Below are 15,857 nucleotides of genomic sequence, written 5' to 3' on the forward strand. Positions count from 1 at the left end.
CCTCACCCTCGACGTGCTCGACGAGAACCAGAATCTCAGCCATCGACCCGCCCCTCAGATGAACTTCTTCGACGCGAGGAAGTCGGCGGCCTTGGCCGGGGCCGCCGCGCCACGCGGTGGGTCGTTCGGGTTCGTACGCCGGTCAGCTTGCGCTGCAGGAGACCGAGGGCCAGTTGTAGTTGCCGTTGTGCTGGATGGTGACGCCGAAGTTGTTGCCGCTGCCGTTGGGCCTGGCGGTCAGCACCTGGGCGCTGGGGTAGCTCGCGCTGATGTTCCAGGTGGAGAGGATCTTGGCGGGCGAGGGCACGTTCATCGTGACGGTCCAGTTGCTGGAGCCGGAGACCGCGACGTTGAGGTTGTAGCGGTCGCTCCACGACTGGCCGGCCGACAGGGTCGCGGTGCAACCGCCACCGCCACCGCCACCGCCACCGCCGCCACCGCCACCGCCGCCACCGCCACCGCCACCGCCACCGCCGCCACCGCCGCCACCGCCGCCGGAGGTGCCCAGGGTGATGTTGGAGTTGCCGCTGCTCTGGTAGCCCTCGGTGGCCAGGATCATGTAGTCGTGGGAGCCGAGGTTCATGCCGTAGCGGGCCCAGGCGTCGAAGTGGTTGCCGGTGGTGATGGTGCCGCCGGTCTTCTTGGACTGGCGGACGCTCCAGTACTGGTTGAAGGTGCTGCTGTTGCCCTCGATGGAGGGGGCGTTGTACCGGGTGGTCATGTAGATGTCATAGGTGCCGCCGTCGCTGGTGACGGTGCCCTTGTAGGTCCCGGTGGGCCGGTAGGTGCCCCAGTTGTCCAGGATGTAGTACTCCACCAGCGGGTTCCTGGTCCAGCCGTACAGCGCCAGGTAGGCGTTGCCGGAGGGGTTGAAGCTGCCGGAGTAGTTCACCGACATGCGGCCGCCGTTCCTCCAGCCCTTGCCGGCGACGAAGTTGCCGACGTTGCTCCAGGAGGTGCTGTAGTTCCCGCCGCCGCCCAGGGTCATGGACGACGATCCACCGCCGTCGCTCCAGAAGGAGTAGAAGTAACCGCCGTCGGTGCCGGTCTGGTTGCTGGTGATGGCCGCGTGGGCGGTGCCGGGGAGCATGGTGATGATCGCGACCAGGGCTATGACCCAGGCGCGGCCGATGAGCGCCCAAGGACGGCCAGGTCTGCGGATCTTCGGAAGGATGGGGACGTCGTTCATGTGTGCGCTTCCTCCTCGTGAAAGCTGGCGGTGCCAGGCGGCGTGGCACGATCCGGCGGGGCGCTCGCCGGTGACCTGGTGAGGGCCACGGCGCGCCGGCGTCGTGCGACGCGGCGGAGGTGTCCGGCCGTCTTCCGGTGGACGGCCGGAGGACCAGGTCGCGGCTGGTGACCTGGATCGACAGCTTCATGCCTGCCGATGGCGCCAGTGTTCGCCCGGTTTCCTGAAAGTGTCAATCAGATGCCGAAAGATTGCGACTGCCTCACCTTTGCGGATGACGTGTTCAAACTGCTCACGGACAGCGCACGGCGGTTTGTCATGGATGAGGCGTGATGAAATTTTCGGCTATCCGCCGAAATGTGCGGAGCACGGAACGGGTTGAACGCTCGACATCGGCTGCGCTGAGCGGTGCCGACGGCGTGAACCGCCCAGGAGCGGGGGTGCGGCCAGGTTCGGCGGGCTGAAATTTCCATCCGCGACCTGTGACTTCGCGGCCCGCCTGGCCGCGGTGTCGACATGCGGCGACACGCGGTCCTACCGTCGGCGTAGCGCGTCGATCGGTATGGCGGGGCCGGCAGGCCACCGCCCCCACCTCCTGGCCGCCAGGGAGTCACCATGCAACGGCGAGTCATCTCCATCGTTCTCGCGGCGCTCACCGCACTGGCCGGGCTCGGGGTGACCACGCCCGCGTTCTCGGCGACGGCTCCCGCGCGGATCACGCGGCTCGCCGACACCAGCCCGCCGACGGTTCCCACCGGGCTGAGCTCCACGGTCAGATGCAATCCCCTGTCGGTGACGCTGAGCTGGACCGCCTCCACCGACAATGTCGGGGTCACCGGCTACGACGTGTACGCCGCGTCCTACGGCGGTTCGTTCACCTCGGTCGGGACGACCACGGCGACCTCGTTCACCCAGCCCATCAACGGGCTGTACCAGTACGAGGTGCGGGCACGCGACGCGGCCGGCAACACCTCCGCCTTCACCGAGCCGGTCCGCGTCGTGCCGCCGCCCTGCCCGACGATGCCGCCGCCGGACACGCAGGCGCCCACGACGCCGGGTACACCGACCGCGACCGTCACCTGCGGCTCGGTGACGCTGACCTGGGCCCCGTCCACCGACGACAGGGGGGTCGCCGGGTACGAGATCTGGCGCGCGCCCGGCACCACCGGCGGCACGTACGTCTCCGTCGGCACCTCGACGACCACGTCCTTCACCCAGTCCGGCGTGGGGGTCTTCCGCTACCAGGTGCGGGCGCGTGACGCGGCGGGCAACACCTCCGCCTTCACCACACCCGTCACCGTGTACATCCCGGCCTGCCCGACCAGGGGCTGTACAGCCGTGTACAGCCCGGCCGGCGCCTGGCCCGGCGGGTTCCAGGGGCTGGTGGTCGTGACCAATACCGGCACCACCCCGACCACCGGGTGGAGGGTCACCCTCACCTTCCCCGGCGGTCAGCAGCTGACGCGGGTCTGGAATGCCCAGACCAGCGACACCGCCAACCCGTACACGATCACGAACCTGAGCTTCAACGGAGCACTGGCCCCCAACGGGTCCACCACGTTCGGCATCCAGGCGACCACCACCAGCGGCGCCGACAACACCCCCACGACCACCTGCATCCGAACCCCGTCCAGCTAGGCGCGCCGACCACTCACCATCTCCGAGTGCGACACTCGCCGGGTCCTGGCCGGGTCCTTCCCCGTGCTGGGTGTGACGCTCACCTCGTGCCGGCCGGGTCTTCCCCCGGCACGTGGCTTAGTCCGCTCTGGCTGAGTCCTTCCCCGGCGCCGGGGCGGCGAGACGGGGTACGGCGAATCCGGCGCCGTTGTGCGGCGGGTGACCGGCGAACGCTCGCCGGTCACAGCACCGGCCCCGCTGGGTCGTGGCGGGCTCAGAATCCGGTCGGGTCGTGCTTCACCACGCGCTTGGACGACCGCCAGGCCGCGGGAGAACAGACCACGGCGGGTCCATCGAGTCGCTTGCTGTCGCGCACAGCGACGGCCTTGGACAGGTTGAGGGCGACTTCTACGCAATTCCCGCCCGGTGTGCGAGGTTCTCCGGACGTGCGCGACTCCCCGGGCGCACACGGCCATGTCCTTCCGCGGCTGGAGATCGTAGAGGGGATGGAGAAGCTCGTGCGGCGGTCACGATCGTCCGTGCCGCGCAGCGGTTCTCCTACCGCGTCGCTCCTCGAATGGGCGAGGCGTATCGCATGCTGTTCCCGGCCGGCGAAATTGCGGAGGCGGTCGCCTACATCACCGCCGAGACCCTGAAGTGGCAGGACGAGCACTCCAGCGCAGTGGAGCGCGCTTGTCGGCAGTCAAGGGACGCCGACATGGAGCAGCCGATCTCCCTCACGGTGCCTCGCCCAGATCGTGGCCGTTGTTCAGCCAGTGCAGGTGGCCGCCGTGGATGGCGGAGAAGGCGACGGGGCGCCCGTCGAGCGCGACGGTGTAGGTGAGGGTGTCCGCCGGGGGCCGCCGCCCGAGGCGAGCGGCGACGTCCGGCAGGATCTCGGCATCCTCCTGGGAGATCCAGTGCCCGTCGAGCCGCCGCACCTGGTCCACGAACGTGGCCCGGCCGGCTTCGGGTACGTAGTAGAGCACCGCGGTGTGGAAGACGACGAGCGTGGCCGACGGGGGCGCCTGGGCCGCCACCTCGCCGAGGCGCGCGTTGAGATCTCCCCGCACGACGCGGGGAGGGTCCTGCCGCGCCAGCTCGATCGCGGCGTCCAGGCGCCGCAACCGTTCGTGGTGTTCGGGCCAGACCAGCGTCCGCAGCCATCGGACGTCGTCGGGGTCGGTGACGTCGAGCGGGTTCAGGTCGATGCCGGCCCGCCAGGCGACGGTGACCGCTCCCGGTCCGGGCAGGGGCGGCTCGCCCTCGACCTGGCACCGCACCCGCAACGGGCTGTCCACCGCGCCGGCCAGGGTGCCGTCGTAGTCGTACCCGTAGCGGTCGGGGAGCAGGCACAGCCCGGCCGACGCCCCGGCCTCCAGCAGCGCCAGCGGCTGCGGCAGCGAGGCGAGCAGGGGGTACAGCGCGGCGCACCGCGCCGGCTCGTTGGTCTGCGTGCGCCGGGAGAGCATCGTGGCCACGACCGCGTCACGGTGGTCGAGGACGGCCTTGCGGAACGCCCGGTAGCCGTCCGGAGTCCCGCTCACGTGCCGGGCGGCGGCGAACAGCAGGTTCGGCTGCCGCTTGGCCGCCGGGAGGCCGGACAGCAGGTCGAGCAGGTCACGGTCGTCCGCCACCCCGAGGGCGAGTTCCTCGTAGAGCGGCGAGCTGCCCCGCGCCTCCATGGACGCGAACCGCCGGTACAGCTCCGCGGTCGCCGATGCCATGACCGAACCCTAACCCGGTGGAAACCGCGTGCCTACGCGCCCTAACCACGACCGCCGAGCGCGTTCGCTCAGCGGGCGATTGAGCTGAGGACGGACAGAGACCCGATCGTGGTCGTCACGTGGCTGGGATTCGCCGCCACGCCGATCGGGATCGCCGCGGCGGTCCTCGCGGCGATGGTCGTGTGGCGGATCAGCGCCTTCCAGGAACCGCGTCGCGGCGCGGGCGCCGGGGGCTGAACCTTTCAACGGATCTGTGCCGCGTCGCGACGGTGATTAATCGGTTCAATTTCCGACCGGCGAGCGCGTTTGTCCTGGCCGGGATGGGCTGCGGCGCCCGCGGTGCCCGCATGACGCCTGACCGGTGATGACCAGCGGGCACGTGGGGCGTCCGCCGCAGCGGTGAAGGGTCGCGACCGTCGACTTAATCGATTAATTTCGGGACGCTTCATTCGGCGGTCCATCGCGTGCCGTACCGGTGGCCGTTCATTTCCGGAAAGGACGCCTGATGAGACGAAGTCTCGCCACTTTCGCGGCGGCCGCGCTGGTCGCCGCGGGTGGGATCGCAGCGGTGATGGCGCCGGCCGCCGGCGCCGCCGCAGGGTGCACGGTGGCCTACAAGATCACCAATCAGTGGAGCGGCGGATTCCAGGGCGACGTGGCCATCACCAACCTCGGCGACCCGCTGACGGGTTGGAAGCTGGAGTTCGACTTCCCCGACTCCGGCCAGAAGGTCGCCTCGGGGTGGAACGCCACCTGGACGCAGTCCGGCGCGCACGTCACGGCCGCCGGCATGTCGTACAACGGCTCCATCGCCACGAACGCCACCGTCTCCGGCATCGGGTTCACCGGCACCTTCGGCGGCGCCAACCCCGTCCCCACCGCCTTCTCGGTCAACGGTGTGGCCTGCACCGGAGTGCCGACCGCGTCCCCGACGCCCACCCGGACGCCCACGCCGACACCCACTCCCACAAGGACGCCGACCCCGACCCCGACCCCGACCCCGACGCCGACCCCGACGCCGACGCCTACGCCCAGCGTGCCGCCGGGTTCGGCGCCCAAGCTGCACGTCTCGGGCAACAAGCTCGTCAACCAGGCGGGGCAGGCCATCCGGCTCCTCGGCGCCAACCGCTCGGGCGGGGAGTTCGCCTGCATCCAGGGCAACGGCATCTGGAACGGGCCGATGGACGACGCCTCCATCAACGCCATGGCCGCCTGGAAGATCAGGACCGTCCGCGTCCCGCTCAACGAGGAGTGCTGGCTCGGCACCGGCAACGTCCAGTCGCAGTACGGCGGTACGACCTACCAGAACGAGGTGAAGGGGTACGTCTCCAGGCTGCTGGCGCACGGCATCACCCCGATCGTGGAGATGCACTGGAGTTACGGCTCCTACACCGGCAACTCCTCCGCCTGCACCGACGTGCACGCTTCGTGCCAGAAGCCCATGCCGGACGCGCAGTACGCGCCGAGCTTCTGGACCTCGGTCGCCAACACCTTCAAAAACGACACCGCGATCGTGTTCGACCTGTTCAACGAGCCCTATCCCGAGCGGGCCACCGGCAGCGCGGCCTCCGGCTGGGCGTGCTGGAAGAACGGCGGCACCTGCGCGGGCATCGGGTACCAGGTGGCGGGCATGCAGACCCTGGTCAACGCCGTGCGCGCGACCGGGGCGCAGAACGTGATCCTGCTCGGCGGGCTCGCCTACTCCAACGACCTGACCCAGTGGCTGTCGTACAAGCCGTCCGACCCGGCCGGCAACCTCGTCGCCGCCTGGCACTCCTACAACTTCAACGTCTGCGCCAACCAGAGCTGCTGGGACAGCCAGCTCGCCCCGGTGGCCGCCCAGGTACCGCTCGTGGCGGGGGAGATCGGCGAGAACGACTGCGCCCACGGGTACATCGACCAGCTGATGAGCTGGCTGGACCAGAAGGGCCTGTCCTACCTGGCGTGGACGTGGAACAACTGGGACTGCTCCAGCGGACCGTCCTTGATCACCGACTGGAACGGCACGGCCACGAACTACGGGGCCGGCTTCAAGGCCCACCTCGCCACCCAGTGACCGCCTCCGGCGGGGGGTCTTGTCGCCGAGCGAAACAGAATGGAATTCTGTCGGCATGAACCGCGCGACGACCAACGGCGTCGAGATCGCCTACGAGGCCTTCGGGCCCCCCACCGGCCGGCCGCTACTGCTGATCATGGGTCTCGGCTCGCAGTTGATCAATTGGGACGTGGAGCTCTGCGAGCTGTTCGCCGACAGGGGGCACCGCGTCGTCCGCTTCGACAACCGGGACGCCGGCCTGTCCACCCACTTCCACGAGGCGGGCGTACCCCATTTCAACCCGGGACCGGACGGCGTGGTGGCGCCGCCGCCGTACCTGCTGGAGGACATGGCCGACGACACCGCCGGCCTACTGGACGCGCTGGGCTGGGACGCCGCCCACGTGCTCGGCGCGTCGATGGGCGGGATGATCGCGCAGAGCTTCGCCATCCGCCATCCGGCCAGGACGCTCAGCCTCACCTCCATCATGTCCACGCCGTCTCCGCACATCGGCTCGCCCACCCCTGAGGCCATGGCGGTGCTGGTCACCAGGTCGGCCCCCGAGCGCGACGCCGTCGTCCGGCGGGCGATCGAGTCGCGCCGGGTCATCGGCTCGCCCGGCTACCCGGCGGACGACGAGCGCGTCGCCCGGCTGGCCGGCGAGAGCTTCGACCGCGCCTACGACCCGGCCGGGTTCGCCCGCCAGCTCGCCGCCATTCGCGGGTCGGGCGACCGCACCGCCGGGCTCAGGGAGCTGTCGGTCCCCGCCCTGGTCATCCACGGCGAGGCCGATCCGCTGGTGCGACCGGCCGGCGGCCAGGCCACCGCGGACGCCATCCCCGGGGCCAAGCTGCTGACCTTCCCGGGGATGGGTCACGACCTGCCGCGCGAACTGTGGCCGGACATCGTCGCCGCCGTCACCGACCTCACCGAGCGCGCCCACCGCCCCTGAACGAGGGCGCGCCCGCCGCTCTCAAACGCACGTGTCCTGATCGGGGGCGCGGTCGTCGCTGTGGACGCGCCTCCTGTGTCGCGGGGCGCGTCCACCGTCAGATGTCGAGCTTCTCGTCGATCGCGCGGAGCGAGTGCCGCGCCATCGCGAGATTGGCGCGACCCCGGTCCAGCGCCAGGTACAGGAACAGGCCCTTGCCACCCCGGCCCGACAGCGGGCGGATGATGTGGTACTGGTTGCTCAGCGTGATCAGGATGTCCTCGATGCCCTCCTTGAGGCCGAGGGCGTCCATCGTGCGGAGTTTGGCCTTGATGACCTCGGTGTTCCCGGCGGCCGCGACCTGAAGGTCGAGATCCTTGGAGCCGCCCAGCGTGCCGAGCGCCATGCCGCTGTTGTAGTCGACCACCGCGGCGCCGACCGCGCCGTCGACGGCCATCATCTCCTTGAGGGAGACATCAATGCCGGCCATGTTCGTCGTTGTTCCTCTCGTGGGTGCGAGCGCGCCGGCCGCCGCTATCCGGCGGCCGGCGCGCGTTCGACGATGGCGGCGAGCCGCGCCGCCGTCCTGCGTCCCTCCATCCGCAGCAGCCCGAGGTTGGCGCCCCTGGCCGCCAGGACGGTGAGAACGAGCTTGGGGCCCGCGGCGTAGCAGGCCGCGTGGCCGCCGGCGCCGGAGATCAGCGTCTCCTCCAGGGCGCCGGCATGGATCAGGCCGGTCATGCGGTCGCTCAGCGCGTGCAGCGCGGAGGTCAGCGCCGCCACCTGCTCGGCCTCGGCCCGGATCTGCGCCGTCACGAGCATCCCGTCCACCGTGCACACCAGGGCGCCGGTCACCTCGTCCATGCGCCCGCGCAGGAGGAGCATCTCTTCGTGCACGTTGCGGCGTAGATCCATCGGTAGCCTCTTTCCGGCCCGCTTGAGCGATTGCAGCCTCATCACGCCGTCGCGCCCTTGTCGCCGTCACCGTTCACGGCAGCTTCTCCAGGGCGTCGCGCAGCCTGAGCAGCATGCCGACGTCGCCTGGATCGCCGCTGACCCGCGGCAGCCCCGGCGCCTCCGGTGCTCCGGGTGGAGGAGTGGCCGCGGACGGGACGGCGTCCGGCCGGAGTCCCGCGTGCCCGGCCCGCTTCGGCAGCACGGACGCCGAACCGGCGGAAGCGGCCGATCCCGGGGACGGGCCCGCTGGAGCGGCCGATCCCCGGGAAGGGCCTGCCGGGCAGGCGGACCCCGCCGTCGGGGACCGGGCGGGCGCGAAGTGGGCGGAGGTCGACAGGGCGGGCGCGGATCGGGCGGAGGTGGGCGGGCCGGGCGCGGAGTGGACGGGGGTGGGCTGGACGGGTGGGGACTGCGTGACCAGGCGGCCGGAGATGGCGCGCAGGTGGTGACGCGCGAGCGCGAGGTTCGCGCGCTCCGGGTCCAGTCGCAGGTAGAGCAGGATCGGGCCGGTGAGCGCCGTCTCCAGAGGCCTCAGCAGGTGGTGGCCGGTGTCGGCGGTGATGATCACGTCCTCCACCCGCACGGTGCCGTCGGGCGAGGTCACGGCCAGCCCGTCCAGCGTCGCGCGCAGGGTGCGGCTCAGCGCGGCGGCCGACTCCTGCGGATCGAGGTCGGCGACCGTCCGTCCCGCCGCGACGGCGGTCCCGCCGGTGTCCTCGATGACGAGGGCGTCCAGCGCACCCGGGATGGCCAGGATGTCGGTGAGACAGTCCTCGATGTCGAGCATGGTCGACTCCTCGCCGGTCGATCCGAACCGCATGTGGCGGCCAACTCTAGGGAAATGACCGGGGGATTCCATTCGGCGTAAATAGCTGTGAAAGATATGAGATAGAAGGATGTCTCACCAAGTAGAAGGATCGATCCCCCAAGTGGCAGGCGTCGGCTCGAATACCACTCGGTGTGACGGGGAAAATGTCTGGCTGGCGCTATTTGTCCCACAATGAAGCGGGGAAACGGGGATTTATTGCCCTGTTTGTCTCCCCTGCCCGGAGCGTCCAGCGCCGCTACCGCGAGCGACTCGGCGCTGCTCCGAAGGGTCCCGTGGCTGCTGCCACGGGACCAGGGATCGCCATCAGGGAACCAGGGACCGCTGCCACGGACCCGGGGGATCCTACGGCCGCTGCCACGGGACGGGAGGACTCTGGAGCGGTGCCAGAGGAACCGGCCGCTGCCGGGAGACCCTGGGGTCGCGGCGGTGGCTACCGTGGAGGGATGGAGAGGATCCTGGTCAGTGCGTGTCTGATCGGCCGTCGGGTGCGGTTCGACGGCCGCGCCAAGACCCTCGACGACACGCTGCTCGCCCGGTGGCAAGCCGAGGGGCGACTGGTGCCGTTCTGCCCCGAGGTGGAGGGCGGGCTGCCGGTGCCGAGACCGCCCGCCGAGATCGAGGGCGGGGTCGGCGGCGCCGCCGTGCTGTCCGGGGTCGCGCGCATCCTCACCCCTGACGGCGCCGACGTCACCCGGCACTTCCTGGCCGGGGCGCAGGCCGCGCTCGCGGTCGCCCTGTCGATGGGCGTCAGGCTCGCCATCCTCAAAGACGGCAGCCCGTCATGCGGCAGCCTGCGCGTCCATGACGGCGCCTTCCGCGGGCGGACGACCCCCGGCGCCGGCGTGACGGCCACCCTGCTCGAGGCCAACGGCATCCGCGTCTTCACCGAATCCCACCTCCCCGATGCGGCCACCCACCTCCACCACCTGGAATCCACCCCGACTTGACCCCGGGGCCCGGTGGGCCGCCGTACGAGTGGCGCCGGCATCGCCGCCCCGCGTCCCACCGCCGCGGCGCCATTCCGAGGGGCTCGTTGCGGGAGAGGAGTCGGGGCGCCGTGTCCTTTCATGCTTGGGTCCGGGGCGGGAACGAGGGGGTCGTGTCGTTCATCCTGGGGGCGGGGGCGTGGTGGCCTTCGCACGCGTGTTCCGGGGGCGGAGGTGAGAGGGCGGTGGCCTTCGCACGCGTATTCCGGGGGCGGGGGTGAGGGGGCCTTCGCATGCGCATTGCGGGGGGCCGGAGGTTGTGCTGTTCGGGGGTGCTTTTGGTGGCGGGGTCAGGGGTTGAGGGGGTCGGATGGGTGGGCGTCGCCTATTACGGCTTTTTCGTCGGGTTTGAAGACCAGGACGGTGTCGATGTAGGACTTCACGGCCGCTTCCAGGCCGACGTCGCGGCCGGCGGTCTCGGACATGAACCAGCGGTGGTCGAGCACCTCGTGGAAGAGCTGGGCGGGTTCCAGCTTGCCGCGCAGCTCGACGGGGATGGCGTTGACGGTCGGCTGGAAGGTCTCGGCCAGCCAGCGGTGCGCGACGATCGCCTCGTCCTCGTGGCGCAGCCCTTTGGCGACCCGGAAGGCGTCCAGGTCGTTCAGCAGCCGCCTGGCCTGGTTCTCCTCGACGTCCAGCCCGGTCAGACGCAGCAGGCGACGCTGATGGTGGCCGGCGTCCACGACCTTCGGCCGCACGATCAGGCGGGCGGTGCCGGCCTTGCGCCTGACCATCATTTCGGCGACGTCGAAGCCCAGGGAGTTGAGCCGCCGGATGCGCTGGTCGACGCGGTGCCATTCCACGTCCTCGACGATCTCCTCCTGGGTGAGCTCGTCCCATAGCCGGTGGTAGCGCTCGATGAGCTGCTCGGCGAAGGCCAGCGGGTCGATCGAGGGGTGGAGCAGGCCGCCGGCCTCCAGGTCGAGCATCTCGCCGTAGATGTTCACGTGGGCGACGTCGATGTCGTGGGAGCGCTGGCCCTGGGTGAGCACGGGGTGCAGTTCGCCGGTCTCGGCGTCCACCAGGTAGGCGGCGAACGCGCCCGCGTCCCGGCGGAACAGCGTGTTGCTCAGCGAGCAGTCACCCCAGAAGAAGCCGGCCAGGTGAAGGCGCACCAGGAGCACCGCGAGGGCGTCGAGCAGGCGGATCAGCGTGTCGGGGCGCAGCGTTCCCGACAGCACGGCCCGGTAGGGCAGCGAGAACTGCAGGTGACGGGTGATCAGCGCGGAGTCCAGCGGCTCCCCGTCGGCCGAGGTCCTGCCGGTGACCACGGCCACCGGCTCGACGGAGGGGGTGTCCAGGCGGCTCAGGTCCCACAGGAGCTGGTACTCGCGTTTGGCGTACCGCTGGCTGATCTCCTTGATCGCGTAGACCCGCCCGGACAGCCGGGCGAACCGGACGACGTGCCGGGAGATGCCGCGCGGCAGCGTCACCAGGTAGTGCTCGGGCCACTGTTCCAGCGGTAGGTCCCATGGCAGGCGGATCAGGTCGGGATCGCTGGGGGCGCCGGTCATCTGGAGCGGCAAGCTCGTGCTCCTCGTGGATCGATGGGATCGGTGGGATCGGAGGATCGGGGGGATTAAGCCTATTCGTTCCGTTCCTTCCGGCTCCGACGCTAGCCGTTCCGCGCGCGCGACGCCGGACCGGTCCGCCTGGCGGACACCAGGCCCCGCCGGGGGGCGAGATCGCCGGTCCCGCGGAGGTGATCTCGACCGGGTCGCCGTCCGCCGCCGCCGGAGCGGGCTCTCCGGCGGCCGGTCGCGTCGGGGGAGGCGGTTCTCCGGACGGCGGGCCGCGCCTGCGGCGGCGGCAGGCTTGGTGCGCGGTCGGCGTTATCGGATCGTGACGATCGGGCTGCGTGGGTGGGAAGGCGACCGGACCTGTGGAGGCGTGCGGCGGGGTCGGCGGGCATCTGGTCTAGACCGGGTATGGGGGGTGTCGAATTAGGGGCTGTTTGTGCCATCATCGGCCCATGACCTGTGCCGTTGTGAGATTACGCCGGGGTTTCCTCACGCCTCCGGCGTGCCCCTCTGTCGCGGGTCGAATGCTGGTCGGCCACAGCTCGATCACGGGTTGGCCCATACCACTTGACGGTGTAGGGGGATGGACGTACGTTCCTCCAAACGTTTAGGAAACTTTCCTAATTGATAGCTCATTCTGGAGGGTTGCATGTCCAACTCCGCCGGCACGCCCCGAGAGATCACCCGGCGGCAGATGCTCCGCCGGATCGGCCTCACCGCACTCGTCGCAGGACCGGCGGCCGGCGTGCTCAGCGCCTGCGCGACCAGCGGCACCGGCACCGCCGCCCCCAGCGCCACCGCGAGCGGCGCCGCGACCTCGGCGGCCAACCCCTTCGGGGTCAAGGCGGACGCCCCGCTCGAAGTCGTCATCTTCAAGGGCGGCCTGGGTGACAGCTACGCCACCGACGTGCACGAGCCGCTGTACAAGAAGGAGTTCCCGAAGGCCTCGGTCAAGCACGTCGCCACGCAGCAGATCTCCCAGACGCTGCAGCCCCGCTTCGCCAGCGGCGACGTCCCGGACTTCATCGCCAACTCCGGCTCCGACCTGATGGACAACGGCGCCCTGCAGTCCGAGGGGCAGCTCCTCGACCTCACGCCGCTGTTCGACGCGCCCTCCATCGACGACCCGAGCAAGAAGGTCAAGGACACGCTGATCCCCGGCACCTACGAGTCGGGCCTGGTCGCCGGGAAGCCCTACATCCTGAACTACGTCTCCAGCGGCTACGGCCTCTGGTACAACGCCAAGCTGTTCCAGGAGAAGGGCTGGGCTCCGCCGAAGACCTTCGACGAGTTCAAGACGCTCTGCGAGACGATCAAGAAGGCCGGCCTCACGCCGTACGCCTACGCCGGCAAGAACGCCTCCTACTACCAGTACTGGATGATCCTGATCACGGCCGCCAAGGTCGAGGGGAACCAGGTGCTGATGGACATCGACAACCTCGTGGACGGCGTCTGGAACCGTGACTCGATCAAGCAGTCCGCCGCCGCGTGGGCCGAGATCGGCAAGTTCATGGACAAGAGCTACGAGGGCTTGATCCACACCGAGGTCCAGACCAGGCAGAACCAGGACAAGGTCGCGCTGTACCCGTCCGGGTCGTGGCTGGAGAACGAGCAGAAGTCCAACACCCCGGCCTCGTTCGAGTACGCCGTCACGCCGACCCCGAGCCTGACCTCGGCCGACAAGATGCCGTTCGAGGCGATCCGCTCGGCCGCGGGCGAGCCGTACATCATCCCGGCCAAGGGCAAGAACACCGCCGGCGCGCTGGAGTACGCCCGCATCATGCTCTCCAAGGAGGGTGCGAAGGGCTTCACCGAGAAGTCCGGCAGCCTCACCGTCGTCTCCGGCGCCGCCGAGGGGCTCTCGCTCAGCCCGGGCCTGAAGAGCGTCAACGACGCCCTCACGGCCGCGGGCAGCAACATCGTCACCTACAGCAGCTTCGAGAACTGGTACAAGGAGCTGGAGACCGAGCTGCGCAAGCAGACCAACTCGCTGATGTTCGGCCGCATCTCGGCCGAGGAGTTCTGCGCCAACATGCAGAAGAAGGCCGACTCGGTGAAGGCCGACTCCTCCATCACCAAGCAGAACCGGACGGTGTAGTCGATCATGCGGCATGGCGACGGCGGGCTGGCCGGGTGGCTGCTCTCTGCCAAGATGCGGACATACGGGTTCATCGTGTCCTTCCTGGCGATCCCGGTGGTCCTGTACGTGGTCTTCGTGATCAGCCCGTACATCCAGGCGTTCTACATCTCGCTGACCAACTGGAAGGGCATCTCGGCCAACCCGCAGTACATCGGCTTCGAGAACTTCGGCCGGCTGCTGGGCGACGAGGTGTTCTGGGCGGCGGTGCGCCACCACGCCCTCCTGCTGCTCGCCATGCCGCTGATCACCATCGCGATCGCGCTCTTCTTCGCGTTCCTGCTGAACATCGGGGGCGGCGGCGGGAGCGGGAAGACCAAGGGCGTCTGGGGGTCGCAGTTCTACCGGGTGGTGTACTTCTTCCCCCAGGTGCTGGCCGTCGCCGTCGTTGGCGTCCTGTTCCAGGCGATCTACCGCCCCGACGGCACCGGCGTGCTGAACGGCCTGCTGGCCACCGTCGGGCTCGGCCCGGTCGGCTGGCTGATCAACACCAACCTCGCCCTCTGGGCGATCATGGCCGTGGTCGTCTGGCAGTCGGTCGGGTTCTACGTCGTGCTGTTCTCCGCCGGCATGTCGGCCATCCCGCGCGACGTGTTCGAGGCGGCGGCCCTGGACGGCGCCGGCCGGTTCCGGCTGTTCTTCAGCATCACGCTCCCGCTCATCTGGGACACCATCCAGGTCGGCTGGGTGTACCTCGGCATCGCCGCCTTCGACTGCTTCGCGCTGGTGCAGGTGCTGTCGGTGGACCGTGGCGGCCCGGACAACGCGACCACGGTGCTGCCCCTGGAGATCTGGCGCACGGCGTTCACCTTCTCCAAGTTCGGCTACGCCTCGGCGATGGGCGTGGCGCTGTTCTTCCTGACCATCACGTTCGCGGCGCTCAGCCTGCGCGTGACGCGGCGCGAGAGGATCGAGTTCTAGTCATGGCGCTTCAGACCGATGCGGTGCGGGTGGCCAAGGCGCCGCGCGCGGCCACGACCCGGCGCCGGCAGAACCCGGTGGGCGTGTTCGGCGCCCTGTCGCACGTCGCCCTGATCGTGTGGACCATCCTGGTCGTCGGCCCGATCCTGTGGACGTTCCTCGCCTCGTTCAAGACCAACCCCGAGATCGTCGGGGACGCGCCCCTCGCGCTGCCGCACGGCTACAGCTGGGCGGCCTGGGGCCGAGCCTGGGACAAGGCCCACGTCGGCAGGTACATGCTGAACACCGTCTTCGTGGTGGGCGTGAGCACGTTCTTCACGATGCTGTTCGGCTCGATGGCCGCGTACGTGCTGGCGCGCTACCGCTTCTGGGGCAACCGGGCGATCTACTTCCTGTTCGTGTCCGGGCTGTCCTTCCCGGTGTTCCTGGCGCTGGTGCCGCTGTTCTTCGTCGTGCGGAGCTTTGGCCTGACCGACACCTTCACCGGCGTGATCCTGGTCTACATCGCCTACTCGCTGCCGTTCACGGTGTTCTTCCTGACCGCCTTCTTCAAGACGCTGCCCACCTCGGTGGCCGAGGCGGCCATGATGGACGGCTGCTCGCACACCCGGACGTTCTTCCAGATCATGATGCCGATGGCCAGGCCGGGCCTGATCAGCATCACGATCTTCAACATCCTCGGCCAGTGGAACCAGTATCTGCTCCCGATCGTGCTGCTGTCGGGCAACGTCGAGGACAAGTGGCTGATCACGCAGGGCATCGCCAACATCAACACCAGCGCCGGGTACGAGGCCGACTGGCCGGGGCTGTTCGCGGCCCTGAGCATGGCGATCCTGCCGATGCTGATCGTCTACATCGTCTTCCAGCGGCAGATCCAGTCCGGTCTCACCGCGGGCGCCGTCAAGTAGCGCCGCGCACTCCTCTGCCTTCTCTTTCGCTATTTGTCGGATAAAGACTCTTTCGTACTTCCGGCAACTGGTGGAAGATCTCCGGCAAAGACGTCTGTCA

At 69.5% G+C, this 15,857-nt stretch carries 15 protein-coding genes; 8 read left to right on the forward strand and 7 right to left on the reverse strand.

The annotated features are described in order from the left end of the window. Positions 1–142: 142 nt before the first annotated feature. Positions 143–1,189, reverse strand: coding sequence for a glycoside hydrolase family 11 protein (locus ACWEN6_RS18060; RefSeq protein ID WP_452571222.1), 1,047 nt, complete (start codon positions 1,187–1,189; stop codon positions 143–145). A gap of 615 nt (positions 1,190–1,804) precedes the next feature. Between ACWEN6_RS18060 and ACWEN6_RS18065 the strand changes: the two genes are divergently transcribed. Then, positions 1,805–2,827, forward strand: coding sequence for a cellulose binding domain-containing protein (locus tag ACWEN6_RS18065; RefSeq protein WP_452571223.1), 1,023 nt, complete (start codon positions 1,805–1,807; stop codon positions 2,825–2,827). A gap of 253 nt (positions 2,828–3,080) precedes the next feature. On the opposite strand, the gene ACWEN6_RS18070 is transcribed toward ACWEN6_RS18065, so the two are convergent. Beyond that, on the reverse strand, positions 3,081–3,479 hold the full coding sequence (locus ACWEN6_RS18070) for a DUF397 domain-containing protein (protein WP_452571224.1): 399 nt from the start codon (positions 3,477–3,479) through the stop codon (positions 3,081–3,083). 64 nt (positions 3,480–3,543) lie between these two features. After that, positions 3,544–4,533 (reverse strand): DUF2332 domain-containing protein, encoded by a 990-nt coding sequence (locus ACWEN6_RS18075; protein ID WP_452571225.1) that lies wholly within the window; start codon positions 4,531–4,533, stop codon positions 3,544–3,546. 108 nt (positions 4,534–4,641) lie between these two features. Here ACWEN6_RS18075 and ACWEN6_RS18080 point away from each other — a divergent pair, with 108 nt between their 5' ends. The 3 genes from ACWEN6_RS18080 to ACWEN6_RS18090 all read left to right on the forward strand — a co-directional run bounded on the left by ACWEN6_RS18080 (position 4,642) and on the right by ACWEN6_RS18090 (position 7,520). Then, complete coding sequence (locus ACWEN6_RS18080; protein ID WP_452571226.1) at positions 4,642–4,770, forward strand: hypothetical protein; 129 nt, start codon at positions 4,642–4,644, stop codon at positions 4,768–4,770. Positions 4,771–5,038: 268 nt separating this feature from the next. Beyond that, positions 5,039–6,589, forward strand: coding sequence for a cellulase family glycosylhydrolase (locus ACWEN6_RS18085; protein ID WP_452571227.1), 1,551 nt, complete (start codon positions 5,039–5,041; stop codon positions 6,587–6,589). Between the two features lie 55 nt (positions 6,590–6,644). Then, positions 6,645–7,520 carry an alpha/beta fold hydrolase gene (locus ACWEN6_RS18090; protein ID WP_452571228.1) on the forward strand — a complete coding sequence of 292 codons (876 nt, stop codon included), beginning with the start codon at positions 6,645–6,647 and terminating at the stop codon, positions 7,518–7,520. 97 nt (positions 7,521–7,617) lie between these two features. Here the strand turns inward: ACWEN6_RS18090 and ACWEN6_RS18095 are convergent, their stop codons facing one another. The 3 genes from ACWEN6_RS18095 to ACWEN6_RS18105 form a co-directional block, all read right to left on the reverse strand. Beyond that, on the reverse strand, positions 7,618–7,989 hold the full coding sequence (locus tag ACWEN6_RS18095; RefSeq protein WP_354840773.1) for a hypothetical protein: 372 nt from the start codon (positions 7,987–7,989) through the stop codon (positions 7,618–7,620). 44 nt (positions 7,990–8,033) lie between these two features. Further along, entirely contained in the window at positions 8,034–8,414 is a 381-nt protein-coding gene (locus tag ACWEN6_RS18100; protein WP_452571229.1) for a roadblock/LC7 domain-containing protein, read from the reverse strand. A gap of 73 nt (positions 8,415–8,487) precedes the next feature. After that, the gene (locus ACWEN6_RS18105; protein ID WP_452571230.1) at positions 8,488–9,276 is read right to left on the reverse strand and encodes a hypothetical protein; all 789 of its coding nucleotides are present in this window, start codon (positions 9,274–9,276) and stop codon (positions 8,488–8,490) included. Between the two features lie 452 nt (positions 9,277–9,728). On the opposite strand from ACWEN6_RS18105, the gene ACWEN6_RS18110 reads away from it, so the two are divergent. Beyond that, complete coding sequence (locus tag ACWEN6_RS18110) at positions 9,729–10,232, forward strand: DUF523 domain-containing protein (protein ID WP_452571231.1); 504 nt, start codon at positions 9,729–9,731, stop codon at positions 10,230–10,232. Positions 10,233–10,561: 329 nt separating this feature from the next. On the opposite strand, the gene ACWEN6_RS18115 is transcribed toward ACWEN6_RS18110, so the two are convergent. Further along, positions 10,562–11,797: a DUF4032 domain-containing protein gene (locus tag ACWEN6_RS18115; protein ID WP_452571232.1), complete on the reverse strand. Its 1,236-nt coding sequence runs from the start codon at positions 11,795–11,797 to the stop codon at positions 10,562–10,564. Between the two features lie 643 nt (positions 11,798–12,440). Here ACWEN6_RS18115 and ngcE point away from each other — a divergent pair. The 3 genes from ngcE to ACWEN6_RS18130 are packed head-to-tail and all read left to right on the forward strand — an operon-like array spanning position 12,441 to position 15,757. Next, the gene (ngcE, locus tag ACWEN6_RS18120) at positions 12,441–13,889 is read left to right on the forward strand and encodes an N-acetylglucosamine/diacetylchitobiose ABC transporter substrate-binding protein (protein WP_452571233.1); all 1,449 of its coding nucleotides are present in this window, start codon (positions 12,441–12,443) and stop codon (positions 13,887–13,889) included. Between the two features lie 6 nt (positions 13,890–13,895). After that, positions 13,896–14,849, forward strand: a complete 954-nt coding sequence (locus ACWEN6_RS18125) for a carbohydrate ABC transporter permease (protein WP_354840790.1) — start codon at positions 13,896–13,898, stop codon at positions 14,847–14,849. A gap of 2 nt (positions 14,850–14,851) precedes the next feature. After that, the gene (locus ACWEN6_RS18130) at positions 14,852–15,757 is read left to right on the forward strand and encodes a carbohydrate ABC transporter permease (RefSeq protein WP_452571234.1); all 906 of its coding nucleotides are present in this window, start codon (positions 14,852–14,854) and stop codon (positions 15,755–15,757) included. Positions 15,758–15,857: the final 100 nt, after the last annotated feature.

This window comes from Sphaerisporangium sp. NPDC004334 (assembly GCF_053602655.1).

Coding starts and splice junctions, on each gene's coding strand:
- ACWEN6_RS18085 (WP_452571227.1), top strand. CDS start 5,039: ATGAGACGAAGTCTCGCCACTTTCGCGGCGGCCGCGCTGGTCGCCGCG.
- ngcE (WP_452571233.1), top strand. CDS start 12,441: ATGTCCAACTCCGCCGGCACGCCCCGAGAGATCACCCGGCGGCAGATG.
- ACWEN6_RS18075 (WP_452571225.1), bottom strand. CDS start 4,533: ATGGCATCGGCGACCGCGGAGCTGTACCGGCGGTTCGCGTCCATGGAG.
- ACWEN6_RS18090 (WP_452571228.1), top strand. CDS start 6,645: ATGAACCGCGCGACGACCAACGGCGTCGAGATCGCCTACGAGGCCTTC.
- ACWEN6_RS18130 (WP_452571234.1), top strand. CDS start 14,852: ATGGCGCTTCAGACCGATGCGGTGCGGGTGGCCAAGGCGCCGCGCGCG.
- ACWEN6_RS18095 (WP_354840773.1), bottom strand. CDS start 7,989: ATGGCCGGCATTGATGTCTCCCTCAAGGAGATGATGGCCGTCGACGGC.
- ACWEN6_RS18110 (WP_452571231.1), top strand. CDS start 9,729: ATGGAGAGGATCCTGGTCAGTGCGTGTCTGATCGGCCGTCGGGTGCGG.
- ACWEN6_RS18125 (WP_354840790.1), top strand. CDS start 13,896: ATGCGGCATGGCGACGGCGGGCTGGCCGGGTGGCTGCTCTCTGCCAAG.
- ACWEN6_RS18060 (WP_452571222.1), bottom strand. CDS start 1,189: ATGAACGACGTCCCCATCCTTCCGAAGATCCGCAGACCTGGCCGTCCT.
- ACWEN6_RS18100 (WP_452571229.1), bottom strand. CDS start 8,414: ATGGATCTACGCCGCAACGTGCACGAAGAGATGCTCCTCCTGCGCGGG.
- ACWEN6_RS18065 (WP_452571223.1), top strand. CDS start 1,805: ATGCAACGGCGAGTCATCTCCATCGTTCTCGCGGCGCTCACCGCACTG.
- ACWEN6_RS18105 (WP_452571230.1), bottom strand. CDS start 9,276: ATGCGGTTCGGATCGACCGGCGAGGAGTCGACCATGCTCGACATCGAG.